The 15,152-nt window shown below is 47.3% G+C and carries 8 protein-coding genes; 1 reads left to right on the top strand and 7 read right to left on the bottom strand.

From position 1 onward, the window contains the following. Nucleotides 1-29: 29 nt before the first annotated feature. The 4 genes from QUW60_RS08660 to QUW60_RS08645 form a co-directional block, all read right to left on the bottom strand. Nucleotides 30-2,750 (bottom strand): beta-sandwich domain-containing protein, encoded by a 2,721-nt coding sequence (locus tag QUW60_RS08660; RefSeq protein ID WP_289559878.1) that lies wholly within the window; start codon nucleotides 2,748-2,750, stop codon nucleotides 30-32. A gap of 125 nt (nucleotides 2,751-2,875) precedes the next feature. Continuing rightward, nucleotides 2,876-4,822, bottom strand: a complete 1,947-nt coding sequence (locus tag QUW60_RS08655) for a fimbrillin family protein (protein ID WP_289559876.1) — start codon at nucleotides 4,820-4,822, stop codon at nucleotides 2,876-2,878. Nucleotides 4,823-4,880: 58 nt separating this feature from the next. Continuing rightward, a complete protein-coding gene (locus QUW60_RS08650) occupies nucleotides 4,881-6,482 on the bottom strand; it encodes a DNA/RNA non-specific endonuclease (RefSeq protein ID WP_289559874.1) in 1,602 nt (533 codons plus the stop codon). Nucleotides 6,483-7,071: 589 nt separating this feature from the next. Continuing rightward, the gene (locus QUW60_RS08645) at nucleotides 7,072-7,977 is read right to left on the bottom strand and encodes a helix-turn-helix domain-containing protein (protein ID WP_289559872.1); all 906 of its coding nucleotides are present in this window, start codon (nucleotides 7,975-7,977) and stop codon (nucleotides 7,072-7,074) included. Between the two features lie 214 nt (nucleotides 7,978-8,191). On the opposite strand from QUW60_RS08645, the gene QUW60_RS08640 reads away from it, so the two are divergent. Then, nucleotides 8,192-8,752, top strand: coding sequence for a sugar O-acetyltransferase (locus QUW60_RS08640; protein WP_258337955.1), 561 nt, complete (start codon nucleotides 8,192-8,194; stop codon nucleotides 8,750-8,752). A 62-nt stretch (nucleotides 8,753-8,814) separates the two neighbouring features. Here the strand turns inward: QUW60_RS08640 and QUW60_RS08635 are convergent, their stop codons facing one another. The 3 genes from QUW60_RS08635 to QUW60_RS08625 are packed head-to-tail and all read right to left on the bottom strand — an operon-like array spanning nucleotide 8,815 to nucleotide 14,961. Continuing rightward, nucleotides 8,815-10,221, bottom strand: coding sequence for a calcineurin-like phosphoesterase C-terminal domain-containing protein (locus tag QUW60_RS08635; protein WP_289559868.1), 1,407 nt, complete (start codon nucleotides 10,219-10,221; stop codon nucleotides 8,815-8,817). An 8-nt stretch (nucleotides 10,222-10,229) separates the two neighbouring features. After that, nucleotides 10,230-11,696 (bottom strand): SusD/RagB family nutrient-binding outer membrane lipoprotein, encoded by a 1,467-nt coding sequence (locus QUW60_RS08630; RefSeq protein WP_289559866.1) that lies wholly within the window; start codon nucleotides 11,694-11,696, stop codon nucleotides 10,230-10,232. Nucleotides 11,697-11,712: 16 nt separating this feature from the next. Then, entirely contained in the window at nucleotides 11,713-14,961 is a 3,249-nt protein-coding gene (locus tag QUW60_RS08625) for a SusC/RagA family TonB-linked outer membrane protein (RefSeq protein ID WP_289559864.1), read from the bottom strand. Nucleotides 14,962-15,152 lie beyond the last annotated feature (191 nt).

Below are 15,152 nucleotides of genomic sequence, written 5' to 3'. Positions count from 1 at the left end.
AGTTTTATTGTCGTTAGTAATATGAATCGTTAGAAGCGGTAGCTTAAGTTCAGGAAGCAGTTGATTCCCTGCATATAATAGTATTTTCCACCAAACCGGTCCGGATAGTCCAGATCCGAGCGGCCCTGCTCGTAACCTCCCGTACAAATATCCTCTTTGTTCAGCAAGTTGTTCACCGACAAATTGAAGTTGATAGACTGGCGGTTGCGCAGATAGAAGATCTTACCTACTGAAAGATCGATCGTATAGGCCGACGGGAAACGTTCCTGAGTAGTCAGCTTACGATAAGCTTCCATCATTTCCGGATCGTACGGATTTACGGTTTCATAGTTCGAAGCCTGCCGGCGGAGCGGAGCTGCCTCTATATAGTTGCGTGCAAACCAGTTTACATTAGCTCCCAAGAACCAGTAGTTGATGAAGTAGCGGATTCCGAAAGTTCCGGCTATCTGGGGCATTCCTCCTACATATACGTCTTTCATATACACTTTTTCTTCTTCTACTACCTTGCCGTTTTCGGAGTGTCTGAGTCCGTTCGGATTGTTGCTGTAATAGTATTCGCCTACAGTACCGGCCAGGTCGAAACTCCAATGGTCGTCCAGCTTGTAGGTCGCTCCCACTTCAAATCCGCGATGAATACGGTTTACGCCATACAGGATGTGATTGATGAAGGTCCCTTCAATTCCGTCGTAATAGCTGTTACGTTCCATCTGATCATAGAAATTAGTCTGGAACACACCGATACGTCCCGCAAACTTCGGCATGGAGAATATATAGTTCAAGTCAGCCGAGAACACACGCCCGCTTTCTATGTTACTGATGGTGCGGTCGGTGATACGCGGTGAAATATAGGCATCATAGGGCAGCGGAGCCTCGCTTCCGTAGCTGACGTTGGCTGTCAGCATGTGGCGTCCGTTGAATTTATAGGTCAGACCGCCTTTCAGCATGATGTCGGTAAACGAGTGGTTGGCACCCTTTCCGTACGAATCGTCAGGATAACGTCCGTTCATCATTTTTCCGTCACGCTGGAAATTGGTATAGGTCAGTTTCATCCCATAATAGTAATCCCAGTGACGCGAAGTATACTGGTTCACTACCCACGCATTCACCGAATAAATGTTCAGATTGAAGTTATAGCCAAAGATACCGCCTTCATACACTTTCCGGTCCGGGCGCAGCAGGTCGTTCTGAATTTTGTCATGGTCGCCAGAAAAGTCCTGCTCGGAGAACTTGTCGATATCCAGCACGTATTCGGCTCCCAGCAAATCATCTACCGTCTTGAACTGGCGCGATTGAGTAAACCGTGCGCCTACTCCGGCAGTCAGATTCAGATGTCTTCCGAAGCGCGCGTTCAGTGTCGAGTTGAGCGAAGTTTCAAAAAGGTCGCTGCGTCTTTCTTCCACCATATAGATGGCCGCACCGTTTCCGTTACGCAGATTGTTGGCATTAGCCAGATACATGTTGTCCCAGTTCAGTTGGGTAAAGCTCGGATCGCCGCTTCTCCACAAATCCCGATAAAGCATCTGCACGCTTTCGTTCTCGAAGTAAGACGGGAGATAACGGTAGTAGTCCGGACGCGGATCCGGTCCGTTATACCAGTTCAGTGCTGTATTTCCATAGCGCTGGTAATGCGCTCCGATACCGGTTGTCAGACGCATGTTGTCGTTTATCTTCCAGACATGCGAAATGATTGCTGTCGGGTCGAATGCCGTCACCACTCTCGCATTCCTTTTCTTGCCGTTCTGATACCCCCAGTTCGGATTATACAGATAGTTGTCTGTCAGTTCATACACTTCGCGGTAAGAGCTTCCCTGCTGCCCGCGCTGTACGGGCGAAACGAAGGCCACCATCGACAGGCTGTGTTTTCCGCCTTCCCATTGCTTTTCGGCCGAAAGTGCCAGTGAAACATTGTTGTAGAATGTTCCGTCAATATTTCCTTCATGCGAATATCTTCCTCCCACAGAAGCAGTGACAGCCCATCCGTTGTCGTTCACTCCCGTTGAATAGGTGAACATGCCGCGGAGATAATAGTTTCTGTTCGTATAGCTTAGCGTCAGTTTGCCGCCCGGCGTATAGCTTGAGGCGCGCATGTCTATGTTTTCTGCTCCTCCCAACGCCCCAAAAGTAAAGCGCGAAGGCGCGGTGAAGTTGGTTACGTCACCGTTGCGTGTCATGTCGTTCAAAGCGCCGATTGAAGCATAATTGAACACGCCCCGGTTCTGATCGTTGAATTCCACACCGTTGATGTATTTCAGTTCTTTGGTGCTGTTGTATCCTCTGGGCGAGAATCGTCCCGGCGACAATTGATAAGCGGTGCGGTTCAAGAAAATGTCGTTCGAGAGGATTACTGTAGAGCTGACATCCTGCGAAGCGCTTTCCACATCATCGTCCACCATCTCCGCATCAATGATTCCGATCATTGAGATGTCTTCGTTGGCGTTGAGTTCAGTCACACGGATCGGGTCGAGTTCCGTATCGCCCAGATCATTCACTTCGATGGTCACACTTTTCGGAGTAATCATTACGGAGTTTAAATGGAGCACGTATTTTCCGGGCTGCATGTTCCGGAGAGTAAATCTTCCGTCTGCATCGGTCGTTACCTGAATGTCATGTTCCGTAACGGTCACAATGACTCCCGGAACAGGATCGTTGCTCACTGCTCCGATTACATTACCCTTTACGCTGTATCTGCTTTGTGCAAAGAGCAGGCAGGGCAACAGGAATGCCATGAAGAACAGTAATTTTTGTTTCATAAATAGTTTTTGTAAGTTGTTATTAATTGTTTAGTTAACCTCTTCAGGTTATTCAGTGAGAAGAGAAGAATCCCGCGACACTGGTTGTCCGCGAGATTCTTCATTTCTTTCAAAATGGTAATTTATTATTGGACCTCTGTCAGTTCCATATCATCGTAGTAAATGTATCCACCAGCTTCGTTGCTATCTAGATTACGATATGTTCTTACCTCATAACGCATTTTAGCGGCACCTTCAGGCGCTGTAAATTCAATTACAACATTTTGCCATTCAGCATTATCTGTTGAATAGTCTTTCTGCTGGATTTGATCGTTGATATCAGTGATAGTTTTATTGTCACTTCCAACAATTGCAAACCAATATCTGCTTGATGCTTTGGTGTCGTTGTCTAAGAACCAATAAGATATACGATATTTTTTTCCACCTATAATATTGACTTCCTGTTGAACCTTATTCGTCCCACTTGCAGAAGTCTGCCTAAGAGAATTATTCCCTTCATGCTTGATGGTAGTTTCTTTTACAATTTCTCCCGTATTATAAGTTTTATTATCCCATGCAGTAGGCAATGTTGCTGTCCAATCTTCAAATCCAGGATTAGTCAAAAGATTGCTTCCTGACGGTTCCGGATCCGGATCTGGATCAACTGTTCCGCCTCCTGGATTGCCAACAACTTTTATATCATAAACTTCCCATGTAGCAGCAGAAGATTCTGTACTAACATATTTAAATCCTAATTTAATAGTCTTACCTGCATATTTACTCAAATCAATATCACCGGATGAAACTGCAGTCCAACTTGTCCCGTTAGGATAATTGGGAATTGTAACCTGTTCCCAATCTTCTACAGATGCTTCACTTACCCATAGTGTTTGGTTTGTAGACATAAGACCGCCGCCATAATTAATAATATGAGTAAAAGTCAGCGTTGCCGTTGTAGCATTCGTCAGGTTTATAGCCGGAGAGATAAGCCAACTTTCCGTTGCATAATCCACATCACCTACGTGTGCACTGGCTTTCATATAGTGATATGCACCTGATTCACTTGTTCCAGAAGAATAATTCCATACATAAGATATTCCAGAAGGTAGAGGGTCAGTAACATTTTTGATGGTAAACTCGCCTTGTCCATCAGCAAACGATTCATCCAAAGCCACGAACTCTTCTCCCGGCTGCGGATCTTCACCTTCTCCCATATCTACATTGATATTGCCTCCGGCCTGTTCAGTCCAGTCTTCGATCGTAGCCTTGCCCATTTCAACCGCAGGCTGTCCGTTGGTGTTGGATATAGTAGCTGTATAGATATACTTGGTGCCGGCCTTGAAGCTTTCGTCTGCTTCCGGCGAATCGACAGTCCATGCAAAGTTCTTGCCGTCAGCCAGCGTGAAAGTCAGCGTTGCACCAGTCAAGTCAGCAGCCGGAATGACAATAGCCTCAGCCGTTCCGGTATTCCCTTCCGTCTGCACGTTCATATTGAAATCCGCCTTGCTGTCTGTTGCTGTCAATGTTCCGTCATTCAGGTCAAAGTTGGCCGTTGTATTCATTCCGGAAACCTTTATCGCCATTCCATTGATGTCGAGATCGCCTTCCTTCTGAATATTAAGCACAATCTGACTCAGCTTATGCTGGAATCTAAGAACAACCTGATCGTTGGGCTGAATGCCGGTAGCATTGTTCGAATAGAGCAGGTCAATCTTTTTCGGGTCACTCTGGTCACTGACATTAACCGCATATATCTTCCCGCTGAGCGAAGTCGTATACGGATAATAAGCGATGAAGCTTGACGCACCGCTTGCCGGATACTTCAATACTTGCCCGTCAGCCACCAGAGAGCCGTCTGTTTTTGCCAGATACTTGTAGTTTGAATATTCTTCTTCAGCAGTGGTCATAAAGATGCCGACCTCATCGTTTTCATCCCATGAAGCGCCTGATACTCTTGAAGTCACTCCTTCAATCTGAGAAGTAAAGACGATACCGTCACTTCCCATCCATTCACTGTTGTCATCATTGCTCTTACATCCGGTAAGAACCAAGGCGGAAAACGCGCCCAGATAGAATAAATTACTCAGTTTCATAACTCGTTTATTTTAGGGGTTATTCTGTTCGTTGCGTTGCAAAAGTGAAAAGTCTTTCTCACCATAGTTCTGAACTATTCTTATACTGATCATCGATGTTGGGGAAGAAAGTGAAGCCTGTGATTTCTTCCAGTTCATTGACGCTGAGAGCACATTGTGCATAATCGTTGCCGGAATATCTTTTCTGATCCATCTTGAATGCAATTGTCTGATAGCTTCCGGTAGAAGAGATTCTCCGGGCCAGTGCCTTGAAATAATATTTCGGAACAGCCACATCCCTGCCGCTGTTGTCGTCTACATAAGTAATGTTCTTGTCGGTCTGCGTGACAGGCATCGCTCCCGTCACCACGTAGAGTGTGTCAATGCCGCTGCTCCATCCCCTCACCGCTCCTTCCAAATCAGCCCAGATTGTCTGGTTCAGTCCCTTTCCGATTTGCGGAGTCATGTTGGTATAATAGAACGTAGCGGTATTCATGCTTCTCGATCCCGTGCGGTCGCCACTCGGAATCTGATGTCCCCGGTCGTAACCGCTGAATCCCTTTCCAAGGTTTGCCTGCAAACCGTTGGGTATTGACGGATCAAAGTCCCAGGCATCGGTACGGCCGGAATCTCCCAGATAATATCCGCACAGCGGATAAGCCACCCAATAGGCTATCTTTAAATCCGTATCATATAACATACTATAATTGCGGACGCTTCCCCATGAACTGTTGGAGCCTGTATACTTCGTGTCCGTATAATGAGTTATGTATTCATATTGCGCAAGCTGCGACTCAGTAATTACCGGAGTTTCAAACCAGCGCGTATATTCAGCCTCCGGGTCTGTAACGATTTGACCTCCCGTATTGCTTACCGTCAAGCTGTAGATGTATTTGTTGCCTGCAACCAGTCCGCCTTCGATGCCGGTTTCCACTTCCTTGCTCTTTCCGTTGATTTCCAGACGCAGCTTCAGTTTCCCGCCGATTGTCTGAGGCACAAGCACCGCTTCCGCCTGCGTACAATCATCATTCGTATACATAAGTATATCTTGCGCTTCGCCCTCCGGCTCTGTCTGTTTCTTGTCCTTCAGGCCCACAGAAGCCCGAACCTTCGTCCCCAGCACATAAACCTTCAGTCCCTGAAGCGAACCGTTATCTGCAGAGCGCAGGTTCAGCACCAGTTTTGAGAGCACATGCGTAAACTGCAGGTTATTTCCCGTAGCCTGATTAGTGAGATCGCGCCCGGTCAGATTGTTCGAAACCATCAGGTCAATGGCCTTCTGGCTGCTCTGGTCACTTACATCAACCGAATAAGAAAGTCCATCTGCCAAATCAGCTTTATAGGGATAGCAGGCTACAAAATCGACAACAGTTCCTTCTTCCGGGAAGCGGATGAAATCACCATCCCCCACAAAGTTGCCGTCGCCGGAAGAAGTAATATAAGGTACGTTGCTTTCAATAGGCGTTCCGTCTGCATTGTTCAGCATAAACACTCCGATTCTGTCATTCTTTTCCCACTTTCCATCATACGCTCTCGATGCGGAATTGTTCTCAATGGAAGACGTGAAAGTCACTTTGTCTGTCACGCTGTTGTCCGTCTGCATCCTCTCCGGAGTCCCGTTGTCACAAGCCTGGAGAATTAACAAGGCAAATACGCCTCCCCATACCGTAAGTCTGTTCATAAAGTTAGTTTTGTTTGTATAACGTTTGCAAAATGTTTTTTCGTTTTCTAGCTTCTACCACTACTACGCCGAATTTTCTTTGAAAATTTGCAGTTAATTTATAAAAAGTTTTGCTTATAAGAAAATAAATTGAAAATATTTTTTGAACCATCGCTTTCAATCCCCTTAATTGTTGCATTGATGTGACAATCCGATGAAATATACACCGCCGTGAAAGACCATAACCGCCCTTTTCAAATTCGATTTTTTCCTTTAGACTTAATCTGTACCTCGGAAACTATTCAAAACATTTTGTCATCGGTTTAGCGGAATCCGCATTCATTTAGAAACATGCTGTTTTTCCCGGAAGAGAGCGGATCCGGCAATCTGTCCGGCACTCCGCTTCGGGCTGGGCGCAAGGCATACTCTTCCTGCCTGGCGGAAAAATCCGCCTGCCCTTTAAAAAGTTCATCTCCACGCTGGAGATATGCATCTTTAGGCTAAAGACATGTATCTCCAAGCTGGAGATCTGTATCTCTAACCTGAAGATAAAGAATGCCACAAAGCAAAAGCACCGTTTTTTTACAGTGAAGGATGGTTTCCTACAGCCTCACCCATGCTGCACCTTCCTGTATTCATTGGGCGTGCATCCCACATTTTTCTTGAAAATGCGGTTAAAATGCTGCGAATAATGAAAGCCCAGTTCATAGGCTATCTGGCTCACGGTCTTGTCCGTACCAACAATCTGCTGTTTTGCCACATCCATAATCTTGTTCTGGATATACTCCTGAGCTGTTTTCCCCGTTTCTTTCTTTATAAGGTCGCCAAAATAGTTCGGCGACAGACAGACTTTATCGGCAAAATACCTCACCGTCGGAAGTCCGTTCCGCTCAGGCATGTTCTCCATGAAATAGGCATCGAGCAAGGCCTCGAACTTGGTCAGCACATCCCTGTTCGCCTCCCTGCGGGTAATGAACTGCCTTTCGTAAAACCTCATGCAATAATCAAGCAGCAGTTCGATATTTCTCGATATCAGCCTTTTGCTGTGCTTGTCGATGGGACGCAGAAGCTCGAGCTTGATTTTATGCAGACAGTCGATGAATATTTCCTTTTCCGTTTCCGACAAATGAAGGGCTTCCGCCGAAGAATAAGAAAAGAAAGAATACTGCCTGATATTCTCGCCAAGCGACGTGCCTCGGATCAGGTCGGGATGAAACAGCAGCCCCGTTGCCATCGGCTTCATGCCGTCGAGCATTTCCACCTCAGCCACCTGCCCCGGAGCGAAGCTCACCACAGTGCCGTCCTGATAATCATACTTCTGCTTTCCGTAACGGATGTCCCCGCACTTGATATCCTTCAGATAAAGCGCATACACGCCATAATTGATAATAAAATGTGTGGGATACCGGGTAGACTCCTTCAAATCAACCACACTGACAAGCGGATGAAGCGTTTCCAGTCCGAACAGGTCATTGTATTGTTCAACCTTGTCAAGTTTGATTACATCTGCTTCCATAACAATCACTTTTTATTTCCACAAATTTAAAGAATAAATCATGAACCGGAACATCTTGCCTGAAAAAAACGGAATAACGGTTATAATCTCCGTAATATGTACACAACATGCTGCAAAAGCCGTAATTAAGACACCAACTTCCGTAATATATCTACAGGATATACCGGCTAACTTGGCTAACTTTGCAGCCAAACCAACAAGAAAGAGAAAAGATATGACATTGAACGATTTCCTCGCATACGTGAAAACAGGAAAGCCCCTGAATACGGAAGAAATTTTTCTGTTTATGAATGAAATGAGCAACGAAGCAAGAAAGATCACATTCAAGCTGAACACCAGCTACTATACGCCGGATGAAGTGAGAGAAATGCTGGCCGAGCTGTTCGGACAGCCGGTCAATCCTACCCTGCGCGTATTCCCGCCGTTTTACACCGACTTCGGCAAAAACATTCACATCGGGCAGAATGTGTTTATAAACGCCTGCTGCCACTTTCAGGATCATGGAGGAGTGACCATAGGCGACGGCTGCCAGATAGGACACAATGTGGTGTTCGCAACCCTCAATCACGGCACAGCCCCCGAAGACCGCATCTATACTTATCCCGCTCCCATCACTTTGGGGAAGAATGTGTGGATAGGTTCAAACGCAACCATCCTGCAGGGAGTGACCATCGGCGACAATGCCATCGTTGCAGCCGGAGCCGTTGTAACTAAAGATGTTCCGGCAAATGTCATCGTTGGAGGCGTTCCCGCCAGATTCATCAAGTCAATCTGACAGCAAAAAACAGAAGCTGTGTCAAAATGAAAACCTGCTTTCATTTTGACACAGCGTGCCCACTACAAAGCGATCGTTTCGGAATACACATTGCCGAACTCGTCTACCGCTTCCACCTTTATCTCTTTAGCCGTCTCAGAAGGAACAGCCGAAAAATAATGATTGGTTCTTGCCGGAGTATAATCGGCCACGGCTCTGCGTCCGTCCAAATGCTCCAGATAATCAGGGTCGAACGAATAGAACTGCGACATATCTCCTTTCAGCACTCCGTCTTCATACCAACGCACTCTCCAATTGGAATTCCAGTTCCACACCTTGGCCACCACTGCATCCGGCCGGTCCATAACCCGCCCTTTTGCATACAGCTTGAGCTGACAGCTTCGGTCTTTTCCCGTCGACTTATAATAAGAGGACACTTGCGCTCCGTTTCCTTCAAACACCTGGTAGCCGTTGGGAGTGCCGTCGCTGCATACATCACAGCTCCACCACGTGCCGCATACGGCTCCTAAGTTATGCTCCATAATCCCTGCACCAATATCCGTAGTTGAATTGCGGTGAAAGTGTCCGGAAACGACCGTCGCATGAAACTTGTTCATCAGCATACGCTTCAGCTTTTCTCCTCCTTCGATCAGCGGAGCCTCGGGAGAAGGTTTCAGCGGAGCATGCATCGCAACAACAACCTGCTTGTCCTGCTGCAGCACACACCCCAGCAAAAGCTCCAGCCACTTCATCTGATCTTCCAGTTCAAGCGTAGTCTTGTAGCGCTTGTTGCCGAAATATTTCATATTGTTCAATACAATGTAATACACGTCCCCCAATTGAAAAGCGTAATACAAGGGGCCGAAATTCTCTTTATAAATATGGGCAAAGTCAGCGTCCGGCGACGGCGTCATGTACTTGTCAAAATCATGATTGCCTATAACCGGATACACCGGAATCCCCAGCTTGCGGACAAAATCCTTATATGCGTCATTCTGCACATAATTGTCCCAGGAGATGTCACCCAAAAGAATGCCCGCTTTCTGCACGCCGCCGTACTGCTGCAATGTAGCCTGAACATCCGGAAGAGTTTCCGCCATCAGACGCTTCACATCCAATTCGGTATCAAGCTGGGTATCTGCCATCGTAATCATGGCAAAGCGGTCGGGATCTCCTTCCATCTTTTGAAGATTAAAGTCATAATTCTTTTTGGACGGATCCACCCGCTGATAAAACTGGGGCACTCCTGTGCTGAAATCAGCCACGTATCCTTTGGGAGTCAGCAAATAAACAAACTCCGCCTTCTCGTTCAAATCAATCTGATAGTTCCCTTTCGAATCTGTCACGACAAACGCGAATCCGTCTGTCACAAGCACTTCTCCAAGGCCTCTATCCCCCGACTTAACCGTTCCTTTCACCATTGCGGCACCGGCCGAAGCAGCCCAAAGGCAGGCCAGCGCCATTGTAAAAACCGTTCTATGCATTTTCATCGTTCTCATTATTTTTCCCACCACAATTTACTGTTTATATCATCTGTTCCTCCTTGCCTGTCAACAGCCTCCTGGTAATTATTCATGTTCAAGGCTTGCTCGTCTTCCGGATAATAGAAACGCGAAGGAATCTCACCGGCAGCCGTCGGATTGCGGTTGTCAAGCACAGGAGTCTGCTCAGGCAGTCCTGTACGCAGAAAATCAAACCAGGCTTCATAACCGACAAAGAACATGCACATCCACTTCTGCAGCATGATTTGCCTGACAGCCTCGTCTGCATCAGCATCACTGTAGGCCACCCCGGGCTGAGCGAGGTAACTTGCCGGCATTTCAACCCCATAATATTCCATCGACAGCCTGATGCCGTCTTCGTAAGCCTGGCGCGCATCTCCGGCAACATAGCCTCTGGCTATGGCCTCAGCCTCCAGGAACTTGACCTCCGAACAGTTCATCAGCACGGCATCACATGCGTCGGGAGCGTCACGGTAATAGCTTCCCAACATAGACACATCCGCCTGTGAATATCCGATTTCCGTAAGCGTAGTCGAAGAGCATCCCGATTCAACTCCCGCATAAACCGGAGATGACGTTGAAGCGGAATTCGTAGAAGGGGCAAACCATACCGGAACGCGCGGATCCTGATAATTGTCCCACATTGCCTGGATTTCCTTGCTCATCCGCGTGTATTCAAAATTGCCGGCACGCATGTCGTAAATAGGACACATGTTAGGATTTCCCGACAAGAACGGCAGAAGCATATTGTCGTCGTTCGACTCCATCAACGGCAACGCCATAACGGAGGCGATTTCAGACCTGATATCCATTGTGCAGTCGCCGATCCGGTTGCTGATACGCATCAAATAACGCAGCCGCAATGAGTTTCCGAACTTGCGCCACTTGTCGCGGTCGCCTTCATAGACCAGATCAGACGGAAGCACGTCCGTATTCCCGGCCAGCAGTTCGTCCGCCTCTTTCAGAAGGCTGATGATTCCGCCTTCTGCCGTATAGATGTCTTCCTGCGTATCATAGGCCGGAGTAATATTCTCGCTTCCCTGGGTAGCCTCAAAGTAAGGCACATCTCCCCACATGTCCGTCAGTTGAGAAGCCACAAAGGCTTTCAGTATGTATCCAATCGCCACGCAAGAAGGGCGGCCGGTTTCTTCGGAAAGCCGGATCATTTCACTGATATTGTTCAACTGAAGATAATAGTCTGACCATGTGCTTTCATTCGTACCAAACGCATACTGGTCCGTTTCGTTGTAGTTCGTGCGCGAAACATAATGCGCCAGCCCGGCTCCGTCGCCATAATTGAACTGCCTCTGAGTCAGCGTGTGCAGCAAAGGTGTCAGCAACAGATCCGGAGTGACACTCGTCGGATTGTTCGGATCCGTATTTATCGAACCGAAATCAGAGGTACATGCTGTCGCACAGAAGACAGCCAACGAAACAAATCCTATCTTTATCTTATTTTTCATATATGCAACCTAACAATTAAAATACGACATTCACATTAAAACCGATGCTTCTGGTAGAGGGATAAGCCATCTCTTCCACTCCGGGCGTAGACGAGCTGCCCTCGTAAGTAATAGACTCCGGATCTACATAGTCCTGGTCTTTTGTCCACATAAACAGATTACGGGCAACCACAGCCAGCCCCAGGCTCTTTATCGGAGTATGCACGAACCATTTTGACGGGAAGCTGTATGCAAGCTTCACTTCACGCAGCTTCACATAAGTCGCACTGAAAGTAGACTGGGTTTCGTGGTAACGCCGGTACAAGTTTCTGTAATAATCACGAGGGCTTACCGGAGTCGTATTCTTGACATAAGCATTCTGCGCTTCATCCCACACAACTCCGTCAATCACCATGCCGGCATCGTTGCGGTATTCTGTTCTGTCAAGCACACCAGACTCCATGCCCATGCCAAATGATCTGGCAACGAACACACCTCCCTGATGCCAGTCGATCAGAAAGTCGAAAGTAAAGCCTTTATAGGAGAACTTGTTATAAAATCCCATAATGAAATCCGGATTATAATTGCCCAGCTTCACAAGCGTCTGGTCTGCCACCGGCAACCCGGTAGCGTCTACAATCAGCTTGCCGTCGTCGGTATGCCTCAATCCTGTACCATACAGATTGCCCATAGGCTCGCCTTCTTTTGCTATCGCATACACGCGCGCATCTTCATCCGAATAAATGGCTGCCCAAGAATATACATACTGGTCATATTCATCGCTGATTTCCTCCACACGGCTCTTGTTCATGGAGAAATTGATGGTTCCGTCCCATTGGAAGCCGGTCTGCGTCTTTACCGGCGTATACGACAAGGTAGCCTCAAATCCGTAGTTACGGATTTCACCCGCATTAATGTAGCGCGTATCGTATCCGGAAGTAGCAGATATAGGTATCTGCACAATCTGATTGGTGTTCAACGTATTATAATAAGTCAAGTCAAGACCCAACCGGTTATCGAACATGCGGAAGTCCGTCCCTATTTCATAAGAGTGCATACGCTCGGGCTTCAGATCCGTGTTAGACAGCGTTGAAGGCATTGTGACCCCCGACTGAGAACCGTACTTGCTGCTGTATGAATAAGTATTTTCCAGACGGTAAGGCTCTGTATCACTTCCCACCTCTGCATATCCGCCTCTGACCGACCAGTATGTAATCTTTTTGGGAAGCCTCCAGATATCGCTCAGCACGGCACTGGCAGATATGGAAGGATAAAAATAAGAATTATGTCCCGCACCGTCCGACCGGGTCAGCGCACTGGACCAGTCGTTACGTGCCGTCACATTCAAGAACAGATAATCACGATAAGACAACTGCCCCGTAAACAGCACGCTGTTTATTCGCTTCTTGCTGTCCCGCTGTATCACCGCAACATTTGAAGCGGCATTGCCCAAGTTATATACCCCCGGAATGGAAAGCCCGTCGGCAAAGCTATAGTCATATGAGTTCTTCTGAACCATTGAGTTCACTCCCGCGGTCAGATCCGTACGCCATACCTCCTTGAACCTTTTGTTCCACTGCAACAGGATATCCGTATTCCATTCTGAGAAGAATACATTTTCACGCTTGTACGCTCCGGTCGGAAAACTCTTGCTGCTATAGGCACGCTTGCTCTGGCGCAGATCGTAAAAGAAATCGATTCCCGTACGTGCCGTCAGCTTCAGGTTCGGAAGGAAATCATAAGCAAGCATCACATTGCCGAACATGCGGTTTTTGTCATACCCGTTCGTGTTTTCATACATCGTGAAAAAAGGATTGTCGTTCCATCCCGAGTTAAAGTGGAACTGCTGCCTTCCCTCATAACCGCGCTGCCAGTACTCGCGCAGGCTATTGATATCAACCTGCCGGCCGAACCATGTGAATGTATACATCGGATTCTCCGGGCCGTATCCCAGGCTCGGACGGTTGGTGCTGGCTGCATTCATGTAAGAAGCGCTTGCTTTCACCGAAAACTTGTCTGTAAATTTATAGCCCGTATTTATACTTACCGTATTCCGCCGCAGATCTACATTCGGAATTACGCCCATACTGTACAGATTGGTATAGGAAACACGTATGTCGCCCTTGTCATTGCTTGCGCTCAGCGCGATATTGTTGTTCAGCGTGACACCTGTTTCAAAAAAGTCCCTTACATTATCCGGATGAGGAACCAGCGGAGTAGGCTGGATAGACGCGCCGTTACGCCCCAAGACATCACCGCCACGATAAACCGTACCGTCAGCACCGACAGAAGGAGAGTCAAACTGTGCCACAAGACTTCCGTCAAGAGGACGTCCCCAGCTCTGATCCTGATGATCTTGAGTGCCATGGCCGTTATTGCCGTCCCAGTATTCAAACTCTCCATCAAGTCCCTGACTGTAACTGTTCTGATACTTTGGCAGACGGGAAACCATCTCAAAAGTAGTGGTCGAATTGACGGCTATCTGGAACTTGTTCTTCGTCTTTCCGGATTTGGTCGTTATCAGCACCACTCCATTGGCGGCACGCGAACCATACAGAGCGGCGGCATTGGCTCCTTTCAACACGGATATGCTTTCAATATCGTCAGCATTCAGTTCGCCGGCACCGTTTCCATAATCAATCTCCTGCGGCGTACCGGCAAGATTGGAGTATATATTGTTATTGACAGGAACTCCATCAACGACATACAGAGGCTGGTTATTGTTTGACAAAGAAGATTCGCCACGAATAACAACCCTCGTAGAAGAACCCGCACCGGAGCTGCCGGCTATCATCTGCACACCGGCAACCTTTCCCGCCAGCTTGTTCAGCACGTTCGCGTCATTGCCTACATTCATCTCATTCCCGTCAACAACCTGCTGGGCATATCCCAGCGATTTCTTTTCTCGCTTGATTCCTAATGCCGTAACCACCACTTCATCCAAAGCCTGCACATCTTCCGTCAGTGTCACCGCAATAAATCCCTTATCCTTGACCAGTATCTCCTGTGTATCATAACCTACAAAAGATACGATTAAAGAAGCTGATGCTGGATCGGATACAGACAATGAAAAGTTACCGTCCATATCCGCAACAGTTCCATTAGAAGTGTTCTTCTGCAAAATCGTTACTCCGGGAAGTCCGACACCGCTGCTGTCCAGCACCTTTCCGGTAATAACCCTGTCCTCATCGGCATAAGCTGCAGAACAACATGCGCCCAGCAACAATGCCGCCACAACTTTCTTACCCGACAAACTCTTTTTCCTGAAAAAATTGTTTTTCTCCATTAATAACCTCTTTTGATTAATTTTACGCAAAGAAAGAGGTCTGCTGTTACATCCTTATCAACAGAGCAAGACAATGCAATTAAGAGTGGGATACAAAATATTTACAAATATTTCTTTCCAATTACAAACGGCTGTCCCTCCCATACAATAAAAAACAGACTGCTGCCGACAAAAGAGAAAATGCCTGCAAC

Origin of the sequence: Bacteroides gallinaceum (assembly GCF_030373775.1) — a bacterium.
In the GTDB taxonomy this organism is placed as follows: Bacteria; Bacteroidota; Bacteroidia; order Bacteroidales; family Bacteroidaceae; genus Phocaeicola; species Phocaeicola excrementipullorum.
This window is presented reverse-complemented; position numbering and strand designations above follow the sequence as displayed.